At 70.3% G+C, this 15,473-nt stretch carries 15 protein-coding genes; 9 read left to right on the top strand and 6 right to left on the bottom strand.

Annotated features, from left to right (window positions below; genetic code table 11):
• Position 1: 1 nt before the first annotated feature.
• Positions 2-1,003 (top strand): MerR family transcriptional regulator, encoded by a 1,002-nt coding sequence (locus tag QNA09_RS10245; RefSeq protein WP_119699750.1) that lies wholly within the window; start codon positions 2-4, stop codon positions 1,001-1,003.
• A 179-nt stretch (positions 1,004-1,182) separates the two neighbouring features.
• Here the strand turns inward: QNA09_RS10245 and QNA09_RS10240 are convergent, their stop codons facing one another.
• Positions 1,183-1,566 (bottom strand): VOC family protein, encoded by a 384-nt coding sequence (locus tag QNA09_RS10240; protein WP_010595200.1) that lies wholly within the window; start codon positions 1,564-1,566, stop codon positions 1,183-1,185.
• 148 nt (positions 1,567-1,714) lie between these two features.
• Here QNA09_RS10240 and QNA09_RS10235 point away from each other — a divergent pair, with 148 nt between their 5' ends.
• Positions 1,715-2,173: a hypothetical protein gene (locus QNA09_RS10235; protein WP_119699749.1), complete on the top strand. Its 459-nt coding sequence runs from the start codon at positions 1,715-1,717 to the stop codon at positions 2,171-2,173.
• Here QNA09_RS10235 and QNA09_RS10230 read toward each other — a convergent pair.
• Complete coding sequence (locus tag QNA09_RS10230; protein ID WP_017681688.1) at positions 2,160-2,459, bottom strand: protease inhibitor I42 family protein; 300 nt, start codon at positions 2,457-2,459, stop codon at positions 2,160-2,162. The genes QNA09_RS10235 and QNA09_RS10230 overlap by 14 nt on opposite strands.
• A gap of 143 nt (positions 2,460-2,602) precedes the next feature.
• Here QNA09_RS10230 and QNA09_RS10225 point away from each other — a divergent pair, with 143 nt between their 5' ends.
• On the top strand, positions 2,603-3,040 hold the full coding sequence (locus QNA09_RS10225) for an SRPBCC family protein (RefSeq protein WP_017681689.1): 438 nt from the start codon (positions 2,603-2,605) through the stop codon (positions 3,038-3,040).
• Between the two features lie 70 nt (positions 3,041-3,110).
• Here QNA09_RS10225 and QNA09_RS10220 read toward each other — a convergent pair whose 3' ends face one another.
• Positions 3,111-4,931: an NAD(P)/FAD-dependent oxidoreductase gene (locus tag QNA09_RS10220; protein WP_119699748.1), complete on the bottom strand. Its 1,821-nt coding sequence runs from the start codon at positions 4,929-4,931 to the stop codon at positions 3,111-3,113.
• A gap of 183 nt (positions 4,932-5,114) precedes the next feature.
• On the opposite strand from QNA09_RS10220, the gene QNA09_RS10215 reads away from it, so the two are divergent.
• The 6 genes from QNA09_RS10215 (at position 5,115) to QNA09_RS10190 (ending at position 11,725) form a co-directional block, all read left to right on the top strand.
• A complete protein-coding gene (locus tag QNA09_RS10215; protein WP_017681691.1) occupies positions 5,115-6,101 on the top strand; it encodes a glycoside hydrolase family 26 protein in 987 nt (328 codons plus the stop codon).
• Position 6,102: 1 nt separating this feature from the next.
• Entirely contained in the window at positions 6,103-7,344 is a 1,242-nt protein-coding gene (locus QNA09_RS10210) for a PP2C family protein-serine/threonine phosphatase (protein ID WP_010595207.1), read from the top strand.
• Positions 7,341-9,305 (top strand): glycosyltransferase, encoded by a 1,965-nt coding sequence (locus tag QNA09_RS10205; protein ID WP_010595208.1) that lies wholly within the window; start codon positions 7,341-7,343, stop codon positions 9,303-9,305. Before QNA09_RS10210 ends, QNA09_RS10205 begins: the two co-directional genes overlap by 4 nt.
• Positions 9,302-9,640: an STAS domain-containing protein gene (locus tag QNA09_RS10200; RefSeq protein WP_010595209.1), complete on the top strand. Its 339-nt coding sequence runs from the start codon at positions 9,302-9,304 to the stop codon at positions 9,638-9,640. Before QNA09_RS10205 ends, QNA09_RS10200 begins: the two co-directional genes overlap by 4 nt.
• The gene (locus QNA09_RS10195; protein ID WP_010595210.1) at positions 9,630-10,055 is read left to right on the top strand and encodes an ATP-binding protein; all 426 of its coding nucleotides are present in this window, start codon (positions 9,630-9,632) and stop codon (positions 10,053-10,055) included. Before QNA09_RS10200 ends, QNA09_RS10195 begins: the two co-directional genes overlap by 11 nt.
• A 260-nt stretch (positions 10,056-10,315) precedes the next feature.
• Entirely contained in the window at positions 10,316-11,725 is a 1,410-nt protein-coding gene (locus QNA09_RS10190) for an amino acid permease (RefSeq protein WP_119699746.1), read from the top strand.
• A gap of 1 nt (position 11,726) precedes the next feature.
• Here QNA09_RS10190 and QNA09_RS10185 read toward each other — a convergent pair whose 3' ends face one another.
• The 3 genes from QNA09_RS10185 to QNA09_RS10175 all read right to left on the bottom strand — a co-directional run bounded on the left by QNA09_RS10185 (position 11,727) and on the right by QNA09_RS10175 (position 15,471).
• Positions 11,727-12,746 (bottom strand): Rv2578c family radical SAM protein, encoded by a 1,020-nt coding sequence (locus QNA09_RS10185; protein ID WP_040271206.1) that lies wholly within the window; start codon positions 12,744-12,746, stop codon positions 11,727-11,729.
• A 101-nt stretch (positions 12,747-12,847) separates the two neighbouring features.
• The gene (locus QNA09_RS10180) at positions 12,848-14,818 is read right to left on the bottom strand and encodes a 5-oxoprolinase/urea amidolyase family protein (protein WP_119699745.1); all 1,971 of its coding nucleotides are present in this window, start codon (positions 14,816-14,818) and stop codon (positions 12,848-12,850) included.
• The gene (locus tag QNA09_RS10175; protein ID WP_119699744.1) at positions 14,815-15,471 is read right to left on the bottom strand and encodes an urea amidolyase associated protein UAAP2; all 657 of its coding nucleotides are present in this window, start codon (positions 15,469-15,471) and stop codon (positions 14,815-14,817) included. Before QNA09_RS10175 ends, QNA09_RS10180 begins: the two co-directional genes overlap by 4 nt.
• Between the last annotated feature and the right edge of the window lie 2 nt (positions 15,472-15,473).

Genomic DNA, 15,473 nt, shown 5'->3' with positions numbered 1-15,473 from the left:
GATGTTGATCGGTGAGGTCTCGCGGCGTTCCGGCGTGAGCACTCGCATGCTGCGCCACTACGACGGCCTGGGTCTGGTGACGCCGACGGGCCGCACGTCCGGCGGCTACCGCGAGTACACCACCGACGACATCCGCCGCCTCTTCCATGTGGAGAGTCTCAGGAGTCTGGGCTTGTCACTGCACGAAACCAAGCGCGCGCTGGACGAACTCGACTTCGCGCCGGCCGAGTTGGTGCACGACCTGATCCGGCACACCCGGGCGCGGATCGCCGCCGAGACGGAACTGCTCGCGCGACTCGAGCGGGTCGATTCGGCCGCGCCGGAGGCGTGGGAGGACGTCCTGCGCATCGTCACACTGCTGCACGCGTTCGACTCCGAGTCGGGGTCCCACCGTCAGCAGGCCGTCCTGTCGCAGCACGAGAACGCCGCGCTGCCCGTCGAAGCCCTGGCCGAGGCAGTGCTCGCAGAGGACGACCCGAACGTCGCCGGGGCGCTGCGCTGGTCGTTGGCGAGGGCCGGGGCTGCCGGGCTGGCTGAGTTGGCCGCCGGGCTGGACTCGGCAGACGCCGACGTCCGGCGGCGGGCGATCGTCGCTGTCGCGGAGATGCACCTCCCGGACGCGACCGCACTGCTGAAGAAGGCACTCGACGACAGCGACACCACCGTGCGCGACCGTGCCGCCGTGGCCCTCGGCTCCCGGGGCGCCGGGGAGGCCGTGCCGATCCTGCTGGAGATGGTCGTCGAGGGCCGGGCCGACGTCGAAGCCGCCGAGGTTCTGGGCATACTGGCCGCCGCATCGGCGTCCACGGTCGACGTCGTCCGAGCCGTGCAGGAGGTGCTCGACGGCACGCTCGACGCAGCCGCACGCTTGCGCGTCACGCAGGCGCTCGCCGAGATTCCCGGACCTGCGGCGCGGGACGTCCTCGTCGCACTGACCGGCCACCACGACCGGGTGATCGCAACGACCGCGTCCGTGATCCTGGACAGGCGCGCGTCACCGTGAACGATGCGGGCGAGCGGTGACCGCCGGGGTGTTGCTCGATCGCTCTGTACCGGTAGGTGTCCTGATCGGCGACCTGTTCCCGGTCGAGGGTGACGGTGGCCCCGGCGGTCGGTGCTCGGTCGGCGTCCAGGAAAGCCCATGCCACCCGCGCTCGTCGAACGCCGCGAAGCGACGGCCCCCTACGAGTCGTGCCTCGACTCCCACAACCCGATCACGTTTCCCTCGGTGTCGGAGAAGTACGCCGCGAATCCCATGTCGCCGACGGGCATTCGGGCGGAGATCGTCTTCCCGCCGAGCGATTCGATCCTCTGCAGCGCGGCATCGATGTCCTCGACGTCGACGGTCACGACGGGACTTCTCAGTTCGTCGCGCCGGAACATGCCGCCGTTGATGTACCCGGGTTCGGTGGAGGAGCCGGTCTCGTCGACGGGCCCCGTGGTGACGAGGGTGTAGTCCATGCCGGGAACGTCCGAGAGCGACCAGCCGAACGCGTCGCGGTAGAAGGACCGGGCGCGGTCACCGTCGTCGTAGGGCAGCTCGAAGTGCACGATGCGTCCTGCCATGGCGTTCGCCTCCTGTGCGACCGGACGGCTTCAGCGTAGTCCCCGCGAACGGGTGTACCCGCCCGATCGTGGCCGATCCGCGCTAAGCCGCAGCTAAGCGCCACCGGGTTTGCTCGACGGTGACGATACGGGCGAGCGAGGAAGAACGATGGACGAGAGCACGTTGGCCACGCATTTTCGGGCGGTGCTGCAGTTGACGCGGACGCAGGTCGAGGTACTGGAGGCGCGTCGTCGACGCACCTGCGACCCGGTGGAGCTCGGTGGGCTTCGCCACCGACTGGAGTACGCGCTCGGCTACCGGGACGCCCTGGAACAGGCCCTCTGGGAGGGCGGCGCGCCGCCCGAGCGCCCCTCGGCGCGGACCGCGCGCCTGAGTCGCTGCGTGGAGCAGATCGCGACGTCCGGCGACCGGCGCCAGGTGGCGATCCTGGAACGGGTCCTGCACGAGCAGCTGGTGGACCGCACCCGCGCCCTCGCCCGGCTCACCGCGGCCGGCGACCATCGCCCGGTGCACTACTGGGCACGGCGCTACCTGGCGCACTGCCGGAGCCTGGGCGACCCGCACCCGGCCGGGGTCGACGAGCGGTGGTCCGTCAAGTCACGGTGACGGTCATGCTCCGCTCGTCCGCCGACATGTGCTCGGCCCGCTGCAGCTGCAGCGACACCGGCCAGGTCCCGGCCCGCTTGGCGCGCAGGTAGAGGATGCGCTCGCTGCCGGCTCCGGGCAGCGGATTCCGGGACGGCACGAATCGCACGTCGCTGAGCAGCAGCCCCTTGCCGATGTGGGTCGGGCACCAGGTGTAGTCGCGGGAGGTGTTCTCCGGCAGGTGCAGTTCGATGGTGTCGCCCACGGCGACCTGCAGGTCCCGGGGTCCGGTGGTCACGTGCCTCATTGGACCAGCGTACGGCGGTTTTGTGATCTATGTCACTATCGGGAGCGATCCGGGGGACTCGTTCGTCGGAACACGTGTCGTGGGTCCGCGAGGCGGGTATCCGGAACACCGGCATGGGAATCGACCAGGAAGTGGGAAGGCATATGGCCGCATCGGTGTCAGACGAGTTCGAGATCGAGGCGACGCCCGAGCAGGTGATGCGCGCGTTGACCGACATCGAGCGCATCCCGGAATGGTCGTCCTCCCACAAGGACGTGCAGGTCGAATCCCGACACGACGACGGCCGGCCCCGCGTCGTGCGCATGACGCTCGCCCTGTTCGGCATCTCGGACACACAGGTGATCGAGCACGAGTGGACCGAGGAGTCCACCTCGTGGACGCTGCTCGAGAGCGAGATGCAGCACTCCCAGGACGGCGAGTATCTCCTGACGCGCACCGAGCGCGGGACGTGCGTGCGGGTGACGATGTCCACCGACCCGAAGATCCCGGTGCCGGGCTTCATGCTCAGGCAGGGACAGAAGCACGCGATCAAGACCATCCGCAAGGGCCTGACCGAGTTCGTCCTGCGGCACTACGCCTGACCCGGCACAGGCCCCGGCACGCCGAGCCGCCGGCGCGTCGTGCGCGCCGGCGGCTCGTCGCGTCCCGGGATCAGCTCAGGTGGTGGACCTCCTGCAGCCCGTACACCGGCGTCGGGATCCCCTCGTGCCGGGCCTTGAGCTGCAGCGCCAGGTACAGCGAGTAGTGCCGCGACTGGTGCAGGTTGCCACCGTGGAACCACAGCCCTTCCTGCCGGGTGGGCTTCCACATGTTGCGCTGCTCACCCTCCCACGGGCCGGGGTCCTTGGTGGTGTCCGAGCCCAGGCCCCAGCACTTGCCGACCTTGTCGGCGACGTCCTGGCCGATCAGATCCGCCGCCCAGCCGTTCATCGAGCCGTAGCCGGTCGCGTAGACCACCAGGTCGGCCTCGAGCTCGGTGCCGTCCTCGAGGATCACGCTGTTCTCGGTGAGCTCGCGGACGCCGCCGTGGGCCAGCTTGATCTCGCCGTCGGCGACGAGTTCGGCGGCGCCGACGTCGATGTAGTAGCCGGACCCGCGGCGCAGGTACTTCATGAACAGCCCGGAGCCGTCGTCACCGAAGTCGAGCATGAACCCGGCCTTCTCGAGCCGGGCGTAGAAGTCGGCGTCGCGCTCACGGATCGCGTTGTAGACCGGGATCTGGAACTCGTGCATGATCCGGTACGGCAGGGACGCGAACGTCAGGTCGGCCTTGGCCGTCGTCATCCCCGCGGCCAGGGCCCGCTCGGAGTACAGGTCGCCGAGGCCGAGGTCCATCAGTGAGTCGGACTTGACGATGTGCGTCGACGAGCGCTGCACCATCGTCACGTCGGCGCCGACCTCCCACAGCGCGGCGCAGATGTCGTGCGCCGAGTTGTTCGCGCCGATCACCACGGCCTTCTTGCCCGCATACGCGTCCGGTCCGGGGTGGTGACTGGAGTGGTGCTGGTCGCCGCGGAACCTGTCCATGCCGGGGAAGGTCGGGATGTTGGGCTTGCCGGACATGCCGGTGGCGAGTACCAGTTGCTTCGGCCTCAGCACGAGGGGTTCGCCGTCGCGGACCACGTTCACGGTCCACTCGCCGGTCGCCTCGTCGTAGGACGCCGAGGTGCACGTGGTCTTGGACCAGTAGGGCACCTCCATGACCTTGGTGTACATCTCGAGCCAGTCACCGATCTTGTCCTTGGGCGCGAACACCGGCCAGTTCTCGGGGAACGGCATGTACGGCAGGTGGTCGTACCAGACGGGATCGTGCAGGCACAGCGACTTGTAGCGGCCGCGCCACTGGTCGCCGGGCCGGTCGTGCTTGTCGAGCACGAGCGCGGGCACGCCGAGCTGGCGCAGACGGGCGCCGAGAGCGATGCCGCCCTGGCCGCCGCCGACGATCACGACGTACGGCTGGGTGGTGTAACCGAGTTCGCGCTCCTCGGCCTCGCGCTTCTCGGACCAGGTGACGCGGTTGCGGTCGGCGCCGTGCTGCACACCCTTGGGCCGGCGGACACCCTTGCTCTCCTCGTGCCCCTTCAGCTCCTGCATCGTGGTCAGCAGGGTCCAGGCACCCTCGTCCTTCAGCCGCAGGTGCCCGACGCCGCGGCCGACCGCGGTCTCGAAGGCGATCCAGGCGCTGACGACCCCGCCGTCCTCGGTGGGCGGCTCGGTGGTGCGGAACCCGCTCGGGTCGGTGTCGTGCAGCCGCGCGTGGAGCATGTCGGCGACGCCTTCCCGGCCCTCGACGGTCTTGAGGTTCCAGGTGAAGGCGACCAGGTCGCGCCAGAAGCTGTCGGTGGCGAACATGCCCGCGGCGGCCTCGACGTCCCGCGCGGCCAGCGCGGCCTCGAAGTCGGCCAGCCAGGCGTCGACCCGTTCCTGCGGTCCGGCGAGCGCGGCGTCGGGTGGGGTCAGTGTGTCGGTCATTGCGTGCTCCTCGTCCTGAACGGCTTGTGACTCAGAGCACACCGCACGGGGGGTGGGTGCGGCCAGCGTTGCATCGTGTTGCACACGGCCGACGGATCCGGGAACCCCGCATCGACGCGGGTCGTCTCGCATCGAGAAGCCGCAAACCCGGCGGCGGTTCGTCCGGGATGCGAGGGTGGAACGGTGAGAAGCGGACATGCTCGCCCGGCGTCGGTCGCGGCGGGTCTCGCCGTCGCGGTGTCGGCGGCCGTGGGATGCGCGCCGGCCGTCGACTGCGGCGCCGTGGTCACGCCGCTGCACGAGCCGGTGGGCGCGTGCCTGCGATTCGGTGTGAGTACGCCCGGCGGCCCGACCGCCGTCGACGAGTTCGAACGGGTCGCCGAGATCGCGGGCACTCCCCCGACCGTGGTGCTGTCGTTCTCCGACTTCGCCTCACCGCCGCCCGTCGCCGGACTCGCCGCGGTACGGCGGCTGGGCGCCGACCCGATCGTCACGTGGGAGCCGTGGCGCTGGCTCGGCGACGGACGGTACGAGCGCAGCGAGTTCACGATGGCGTCGATCGTGGCGGGCGTGCACGACGACTACCTCTACCGCTGGGCCGACGAGCTCGCCGCGTGGGGTTCGACCGTCTACCTGCGTTTCGCGCACGAGCCGAACGGCACCTGGTACCCCTGGAGTCCGACCGGGGGGACACCGCCGCACGTCTACGTCGCAGCGTGGCGTCACGTGCACGAGTTGTTCGCGTCGAAAGGGGTGGCCAACGTGAAATGGGTGTGGGCTCCGAACGTCTCGTTCGAGGGCAGCAGCGCGATCGCGGACCTGTACCCGGGGGCGGAGTACGTCGACGTGGTCGGGGTCGACGGGTACAACTGGGGCGCCACGCAGCCGTGGAGCCGCTGGACGTCGCCGCGGGAGCTGTTCGAGGAGACCCTCGACGAACTCGGCCGGATCGCGCCGGGCAAGCCGATCGCGGTCACCGAGGTGGGCAGCACCGACGTGGGCGGGTCGAAGCCGGACTGGGTCGCCGACCTGATCTCGTTTCTCGACGATCGAGCGGACGTCGCGGCGTTCGTCTGGTTCGATCACGACAAGGAGACCGACTGGCGGCTGGCGAGTACCCCGGAATCGGCGGCGGCGCTGGCGGAGGCCCTGCAGCGGAGGCAGCGCTGACATGACGACCGACACCTCGCACATCCCCGACGACCTCGAGGACGAGCGCGTGCGCGACCTCGAACGGCTCGAGGTCCTCGACACGCCGCCGGAGGACCGGTTCGACCACATCACCCGCATGGCCCGGCACGTGTTCGGGGTGCCCATGGCGAGTGTCGCGCTGCTCGACCGGGACCGGCTCTGGTTCAAGTCCCTCCAGGGGCTCGACCTCGTGCAGGTGCCGCGCGAGGAGAGCATGTGCAAGACCACGATTGCGCGCATCTACCGTCACCCCGGTGATCCGACGCTGATCGTAGAGGACGCCGCCGCCGATCCCCGGTTCGCCGGCATTCCCGGGGTCGGCGGCGACGACGGCGTCCGCTTCTACGCGGGTTACCCGTTGTACGGTCCGGCGGGTCATCCCGTCGGCACGTTCTGCATCTACGACACCGAGCCGCGGACACTCGGACCCGACCAGCTCGACGCGTTCGCCGAACTCGCCGAATGGGCGCAGCGGGAACTGCAGCGCGCCGACGAACTCGATCGCGCCGCCGCGATGCAGTCCCAGCTGCTGCCGCGACCGTTGACCGGGCTGCCCGGATACGAGGTGCAGGCTGTGTGCATTCCGGCGTTCGTGGTCGGCGGCGACTTCTACGACCACTATCTGTTGCGCGGCGGACTGGTCGTCACCGTCGCCGACGTGATGGGCAAGGGCCTCGGCGCGGCGATCCTGTCCTCGGCGGTGCGCTCCACGTTCCGCGGCGCGTCCCGGGTGATGGAGCGGTTCAGCCACGCCGAGGCATGCAGCGTCCTGGACACGGGCGCCGCGTTGAGCGCCGCGGCCGAGAACCTCACGGACGACTGCGAGCACACCGGCACCTTCGTCACCGTGTTCCATGCCGCCGTCGAGTTCGCGAGCGGGTCGGTGGACTACGTCGACGCCGGGCACGGCTTGGCCGCGATCCGCCGCACGGACGGCTCCGTGGCGCCGCTGGCGGGCACCGGGCTACCCGTCGGCGTGCTCCGCGAGACATCGTGGCAGGCGCAGTGCACGCGCCTCGAACCCGGTGACACGCTGGTGATCTGCTCCGACGGGCTGCTCGACCTGCTCGACGAGCACAGCGACCGGGCGGCCCTGTACCGGTTCGTGGCCGAACATGCGACGCCGCACGACCTGACCCGGGCGGCGCGGGCACTGGCCGAGGGGAACGCACCGATGGACGACGTCACCGTCGTCGCCGTGCGTCGCTGCGAGGACGCGTGAGTGCGGCCGGCGCGGACCGCTACCCGTCGCCGGGCCTGCGGATCCTGATCGCCGCGACGGTACTGCTCGGCCTGAACTACGTGGTGTGGCGCTGGCTGTTCTCCGTCAACTGGTCCGCGTGGTGGATCGCGGTGCCTCTCGTCGTCGCCGAGACGTACAGCCTGATCGACTCGATGCTGTTCGGGCTCACGATGTGGCGGTGGCGACGGCGCGCCGCGCCGCCGGCCGCACCGGACGGGCTGACCGTCGACGTCTTCATCACCACCTACAACGAGCCGGTCGACCTGGTGACACGGACCGCCGAGGCCGCGGCGCGCATCCGCTACCCGCACGAGACCTGGATCCTGGACGACGGTGAGCGACCCGAATTACAAAGTGCAGCAGCCGAACTCGGCGTCCGATACATGACGCGGGCGGCCAGCTGGACGAACAAGCCCCGCCACGCCAAGGCGGGCAACCTCAACAACGCCCTGCTGCACACACACGGCGAGTTCATCCTCGTCCTCGACGCAGATCAGGTGCCGGACCCGGAGATCCTGCACCGCACCCTGGGCTATTTCCAGGACGAGCGCACGGCCCTGGTGCAGACGCCGCAGTACTTCGTCAACGTGCCGGAGTCCGATCCGCTGGGCAGCCAGGCCCCGCTGTTCTACGGCCCGATCCAGCAGGGCAAGGACGGCTGGAATGCCGCATTCTTCTGCGGTTCGAACGCGATCCTGCGCCGCGAGGCGCTGATGCAGCTGGGCATCACCGGCTACGTCCGTGCCGTCGAGGAGGGCGTGGTGCGGGCGCTGCGCACGGCCGGCAAGGTGCTCGACCGGGCGCGATCCGAGCTCGGCGCGAACCAGCCGGAGGTTCTCGCCGCCCTCGATTCGGTGCGGGTGGCCGTGCGCACAGCCCGCGCGGCGGTCCGGCAGGGACAGCCGCTCGCCGAGGTGACCTACCGGTTCCAGCAGAGCGTGGACGAGGCCGCACGTGCCGTGGTCGACGCGGACGCCGGATCGATCCGCGCAGACCTGGAGGCGATCGCCGCCCTGACCGCCACCCCCGGGTCCGACGCCGACGGAGTTCTGCTCGACGAGACGACGTTGTCGCGCCTCGCCGACCGCGAGTGGTCGCCGCTCGGGGCGCTCGAGTCGATTCGCACGATGATCCGCGCCGTCGACGTCAGCCGCGACGACGAGGCGGAGCCGACGCTGGCGCTGGCGACGATCTCGGTGACCGAGGACATGGCCACGTCGATGCGCCTGCACGGGATGGGCTGGAAGTCGGTCTATCACCACGAGGTGCTGGCGCACGGTCTCGCGCCCGAGGACGTGGGCACGATGCTCACCCAGCGGCTGCGCTGGGCGCAGGGCACGATCCAGGTGATGTTGCGTGAGAATCCGCTCGTGCAGCGGGGATTGACGATCGCGCAGCGTCTGATGTACTGGGCGACGATGTGGAGCTACCTCGCGGGATTCGCGGCCCTCGCCTACATCGCCGCGCCGGTGATCTACCTGATCTTCGGAGTCCTGCCCGTGCAGGCCTACAGCTGGGACTTCTTCGGCCGGCTCGTCCCGTTCCTGCTGTTGAACCAGGTGCTGTTCGTCGTCGTCAGTCGTGGCACCCCGACCTGGCGGGGGCAGCAGTACAGTCTGGCGCTGTTCCCGGTGTGGATCCAGGCGTGCTGGACGGCGTTTCGCAACGTGTATCTGCACAAGCCCCTCGACTTCGCGGTGACCCCGAAGACGCGGCAGCGCCGTGCCGGGCCGCCCTGGGGCAAGGTGCGCTACCAGATCGCGGCGATGGTGCTGCTGGTGCTCGCGTCGGCGGTGGGCGTGGTGCGCCTGTATCTGGGTGCGAGCTCGGTGCTGGGCGTCGGCGTCAACCTGTTCTGGGTGCTGTTCGACCTGGCGATCCTCAGTGTGGTGATACCGGCGGTCCGCTACCGCGGGCCCGACACGGAAGGAAACGGATGACGCACTTCGCAACCCGCACCACCGGCTCGGACGTGGTGGTGGTGCGGCCCGAGGGCCGACTGAACATGGTCGCCGCACCACGGCTGCGGGAACAGCTGCGCGACCTCGTCGACAGCGGGTCCGCCCGGGTGGTCGTCGACCTCGCCGCCACGGAGTTCATCGACTCCTCGGGGCTCGGGGCACTGGTGTCCGGGCTCAAGGCCGCCCGGCAGGCCGGCGGTGATCTTCGGCTGGCGTCGCCCACGGCCCAGGTGCGCAGCGTGCTGTCGCTGACGAGCCTGGACCGGGTGCTGCGCACCTACGACTCCGCGGACGCCGCGTTCGATGGCGACTGACGACGGCACACGCTCCTGGACCCTGACGACCGTCACGGACGCCGACACGCTCACCCGGGTGCACGCACTGATCGAGGAGATGATGTCCGCGGGGCGTGTCGAGGACGCGGATCGCTTCCCGTTCGAGATCGCCGTCGCCGAGATCGCGGCGAACATCATCGAGCACGCCGCCCTCGGGCAGGCTGTGTCGATGAGCCTGCAGCTGCGTGCGCTCCCCGAGCGCCTCGAGGCCGAATTCACCGACGAGGGGCGGCCGGCCCGGGTGGATCTCGAGGCCGTCGAACTGCCGGATGCGCTGGCCGAGCGGGGGCGCGGGTTGGCGATCGCCATGGCGGCGCTGGACGAGTTGTCGTACCGGAGGCGCGGCGGTGTCAACCGGTGGATCCTGGTGCGGGAGCGAGCCGAGCCGCGGTAGCCGTGCGGCGGTACGGCCGCCGGGCGAAATGCCGACTTTGCCCGGACGGCGTCCGTTAACTTCCCGTTAAGTCGGCCCGCGCGCGGCCCTCCGGACCGCCGGAAAACCCCAGGCCGTGGGCGCTCATCTGCCGTTTCGTCGAGCCTCGGACCCCTCGGCTCGCCGATGTGTCCATTACGGCGCCGGACGCGGAACCTCAGACTCAGGCAGTCGAGAGGTGCATCACACTCGATACCGAACCTGGTTGTGAAGGGGATCCCATGTCGAACAGTGCCGAACCCGGACTGAGGCACACGCTCCAGAAGCGACATCTGTCGATGATCGCGATCGCGGGAGTCATCGGTGCAGGCTTGTTCGTCGGCTCGGGCGCTGCGATCCGGGAGACCGGCCCCGGCGTGCTGGTCGCCTACGCACTCGCCGGGGTCGTCGTCGTGCTCGTGATGCGCATGCTCGGCGAGATGGCGGCGGCCAATCCGCAGACCGGGTCGTTCTCGGCGTACGCCGACCGCGCCATCGGGCGGTGGGCCGGCTTCTCCATCGGATGGCTCTACGCCTGGTTCTGGATCATCGTGCTGGGCATCGAGGCGACCGCCGGCGCGGTCATCATGAACCGCTGGATGCCCGGCGTGCCCCAGTGGACGTGGGCGCTGGCGCTCATGATCGTGCTGACGCTGACCAACATCGCGTCGGTCAAATCGTTCGGCGAGTTCGAGTTCTGGTTCGCCGCGATCAAGGTGACGGCGATCGTCGCATTCCTCGTGCTCGGCGTCCTCGCGATCTGCGGCCTGCTGCCCGGCGTCGACGCGCCCGGAATGAGCAATCTCACCGGTCACGGCGGCTTCTTCCCCAACGGGACGGGTGCCGTGCTCGCCGGCGTCCTCGTCGTGGTGTTCTCGTTCTTCGGAGCCGAGATCGCGACCATCGCCGCCGGCGAGTCCGCCAACCCCGCCGAGGCGGTGCGCAAGGCGGTGCGGTCGGTCGTGTGGCGGATCCTGATCTTCTACATCGGCTCGATCGCCGTCGTCGTCACCCTGCTGCCGTGGGACGACGCCTCGGTGGCGCTGAGCCCGTACGTGGCGGTCATCGACTCCTACGGCATCCCCGCGGCCGCCACCATCATGGACGTCATCGTGCTGACGTCGGTGCTCTCGTGCCTGAATTCGGGCCTGTACACCGCCAGCCGCATGATCTTCTCCCTGTCGCGCCGCGGGGACGCCCCGCCGTCGATGGCCCGCATCGGGCGGTCCGGGGTGCCGCGCAACGCGGTTCTCGTCTCCACCGTGGTCGGATTCCTCACCGTGGGCCTGAACTACCTCTACCCCGAGACGGTGTTCCTGTTCCTGGTCAATTCCTCCGGCGCGATCGCGCTGTTCGTGTGGCTCGTCATCGCGGCATCGCAGCTGCGTATGCGGCGGTCCCTCGAGGCCCAGGGCCGGGAGCTGTCGCCGAAGATGTGGCTGTTCCCCTACCTCACCTGGGTCACCATTGCCGCGATCGTCGCGCTGTGCGTGGGCATGGTCGCCCTGGAGAGCACGCGCAGTCAGATGCTGACGTCCTCGGCCCTCGCCGCCGTCGTCGTCGGTGTCGGGATCTACCGCCAGCGCCGTCGTCCCGCGCCGTCGGTGGAAGCGAACGCCGACGTCGCCGTCCGGGTCCCGGAAACCACCTGATTCAGAACAGCGTGGGATCCGCCGGTGCGGTGCCCGGCCGCGGGGATGCCGCGGCCGGGCGCCGGTGCTCGGTCACGCGTGCGCCGAGTCCGTAGCGGGCCACCAGGGGATCGACGCGGCCCTTCAGCCACGTCCTGTACTCCGGCGAGACGTACGCGCCGCGGCCGTAGATCTGCCGATACCGCCGGATCAGGGCCGGATGTTCCCGGCCCAGCCACGACAGGAACCAGCCGCGGGTGGCGCCGCGCAGGTGCATCGGCAGCACCGTCACGCCGGTGGCCCCGGCGGCGGAGAGCGCGCCGAGCAGGTCGTCGAGGTGCCGGCTCGAGTCGGTGAGGCACGGGATGACGGGGGCGACCATGACGTGGCAGGGCAGGCCGGCGTCGCTGATCGCGCGGATCAGGTCCAGCCGCGCCTTCGGTGTGGGCGTGCCGGGCTCGATCTGCTGTTGCAGTTCGGGGTCGCCGATCGCGAGCGACACCGCGACCCCGACGTCGACCTGCCCGGCGGCCAGGGTGAGCAACGGCAGGTCGCGGCGCAACAGCGTGCCCTTGGTGAGGATGGAGAACGGGGTGCCGGACTCGGCGAGGGCACGGATGACACCGGGCATGAGCCGGTAGCGGCCCTCGGCCCGCTGGTACGGGTCGGTGTTGGTGCCGAGGGCGACGTGCTCGCGCTTCCACGACCGTCGGGCGAGTTCGCGGCGCAGGACCGCGGCGACATTGGTCTTGACGACGATCTGGCTGTCGAAGTCGCGGCCCGCATCGAGGTCGAGGTACTCGTGGGTCGGCCGGGCGAAGCAGTACCGGCAGGCGTGCGAGCACCCGCGAAAGGTGTTGACGGTGAAGCGGAACGGAAGCTGTGAGGCCTCGGGCGTCTTGTTCAGCGCGCTCTTGCACAGCACCTCGTGGAAGGTGATTCCGTCGAATTCGGGGGTCCGGACGCTGCGGACGAGCCCGGCCCGTTCGAGACCCGGGAGCGCGCCGTCGTCGACGTCGAGAGTCTGTGCCGCCCACCGCATGCAGACAGTCGAACATACGTGCTAATCGCAGTCAAGCGCAGGCGGCTGCGCCGCCGGTGTGCCCTTTGGGCTGTCCCAGCAGCCCAAAGGGCACACCGGCGCTATGCGCCTCCGGCCTCCCAGCGGGCACGTTCGGCGCCGAACGCCACCGACTGCACCCGCCGGAACGCGTCGATCGACGCGGCGTGGTCCGCGAGGAACCGCTCGTGCTCGGCGAGCGAGAAGGTGCCGTCGACGATCTCGACTCCCCCGCCCCGGCCGGCGGCGAGGTCGGCGCGCAGGTCCAGCAGTTCCTCCGGCTCGACGGGATACCAGGAGATCCGGTCGAAGAAGCGCAGCAACCAGGGCGTTCCCGCCTCGAACGGCCCAGCCGGCTGCGGATGCCGGTGGTTCCACACCTGCGTCGTGCGGCCGATGAACTGGTAGCCGCCCGGACCCTCCATCCCGTAGATGCACAGGTACGCCCCACCGATGCCGACGGCGTTCTCCGGCGTCCACGTCCGCGCCGGGTTGTACTTGGTCGTCACCAGCCGGTGCCGCGGGTCGAGCGGCGTCGCGACGGGCGCCCCGAGGTACACGTCACCGAGGCCGAGCACCATGTAGTCGGCGGCGAAGACGGTGTCGAACACGTCGTTCACCGAGGCGAGGCCGTTCATCCGCCGGATGAACTCGATGTTCCACGGGCACCACGGCGCATCCGCCCGCACCCCGTGCATGTACCGCTGGATGGCCTCACGAGTGGCCGGGTCGTCCCACGAGAGCGGCAGCCGCACCTGCCGGCTCGGCACCACGAGCTCGTCGCTCGCCGGGAGCTGCCCCTCCACGTCGGCGAGCAGGTCGAGCAGCGCCGGCACCGGCAGCACGTCGGGATCGACCTTGACCTGCAGCGACCGGATGCCGGGGGTGAGCTCGAGCAGACCCGCGGGGCGTTCGGCGTCGAGCCGCTGGTGCAGGGCGTGCACCCGGGCGCGCAACGCGAGATCGAGGGTCATGTCGCCGTACTCGACGAGGACGTTGTCGTCCCCGCTGCGCCGATAGGTCACCGGGGTGTCGCCGTCGCGACGGGCGAGCACGCCGTCGTCGCCGTCCCCACCGGGCGAGACCACCAGCGACAGCCCCGCCCGGCGGGCCACCCCCAGCGCCCGCCGCGACGCGGCGTGCTCGGCCCGGACCGGGACGAACCGCACCCGGTGCCCGGGGGCGAGCTGACCCAGCTTCCACCGCTCGGCCGCGACGACGGTGACGGGACAGACGAATCCGCCCAGACTCGGCCCGTCGGGCCCGAGCAGGATGGGGGTGTCGCCGGTGAAGTCGAGGGCGCCGACGGAGTAGGCGTTGTCGTGGATGTTCGACGGGTGCAGCCCCGCCTCCCCGCCGTCGGGCCGGGCCCACCGCGGCTTCGGCCCGACGAGCCGCACACCGGTGCGGTCGGAGTTGAAGTGCACCTCGTACTCGGTGGCGTAGATCGTGTCGATGTCGGTGCGGGTGAAGAACTCCGGGGCACCGTGCGGACCTTCGGTGACGGCGATGTCCCAGCGGGTGGTCATGGCCGGGACGTGCTCGGCGGGAACCGGGACCGCCGGGCCGCTCGCCGACTCCCCCACGACGAGCACGTCCCCCTCGGCGAGCGTCCTCCCCTCGTGACCACCGAACCGCCCGAGCGTGAACGTCGCTGCGCTGCCGAGGAACTCGGGGACGTCGAGACCACCCTGCACGAGTACGTACACGCGCAGCCCGGGGCCGGCGAGGGCTCCGACGTCGAGCACGCCACCGGCGGGGACGGTGACGGGGCGCCACTGCGGGACCACCGTGCCGTCCACCCGCACGGTCGCCGGGGCACCCGTGACGCACACCCGCGTGGCGTCGGTGAAGCGCAGTGCCGGCCCGGCCATGACGGATTCGAGACCGGGCGCCCCGTCGGGGTTGCCGAGCGAGGCGTTGCCGAGGCGGAACGACAGGTCGTCCATCGGGCCGGACGGCGGGACCCCGATCTGCCAGTAGCCGGTGCGTCCGGGGTAGTCCTGGACGGTGGTGAGCATGCCGGGCCGGTCGACGGTGATCTTGGTGGTCATGACGGGCAAGCCTCCGGTCGGGTGACGATCATCCGTACCTCGGTCGGGTCGAAACCGTTGCACGGGTTGTTGATCTGCGGACAGTTGGAGACGAGGACGAGCACGTCGCGGTCGGCGCGCAGTGCGAGGCGCTTGCCGGGGGCGGACAGGCCGTCGACGATGCCGAGGGTGCCGTCGGGGTCGACGGGCACGTTCATGAAGAAGTTGATGTTGGAGACGAGGTCGCGTTTGCCCAGGCCCCACCGGGCGCCTTCGGCGAGGAAGTTCTCGACGCACGCGTGCTGATGCTTCGTGTGATGGCCGTAGCGCAGGGTGTTCGATTCCTGCGAGCAGGCGCCGCCGACGGTGTCGTGATTGCCGACCTCGTCGGCGACGAGGGTCATGAGGGCCTCGCCGTCGCCGGCGCGCAGCACGGATCCCGTGGTGAGGAACAGGTGTCGCTGGGCAGCGATCGTGGCGGGTGCGCTGTAGCGGACGGCGGTGTCGTGCGCGTCGTAGATCAGGGTGTCGACGGCCTGGTTGCCGTGCAGGTCGACGACGGTGAGCACGTCGCCGGCGGCGACGACGGCCGACCAGGGTCCGCGGGCGCCGGCGATCTCGTCGCGGATCACCGTCCCGGGCACGAGGGCGGGCAGGTCGAGGGTCGAGGTCATGA

This window comes from Rhodococcus sp. AH-ZY2, assembly GCF_030916465.1.
Classification (GTDB): domain Bacteria; phylum Actinomycetota; class Actinomycetes; order Mycobacteriales; family Mycobacteriaceae; genus Rhodococcus; species Rhodococcus ruber.
Note: the sequence above shows the minus strand (reverse complement) of the source record. Positions and strands in the feature narration are given on the sequence as shown.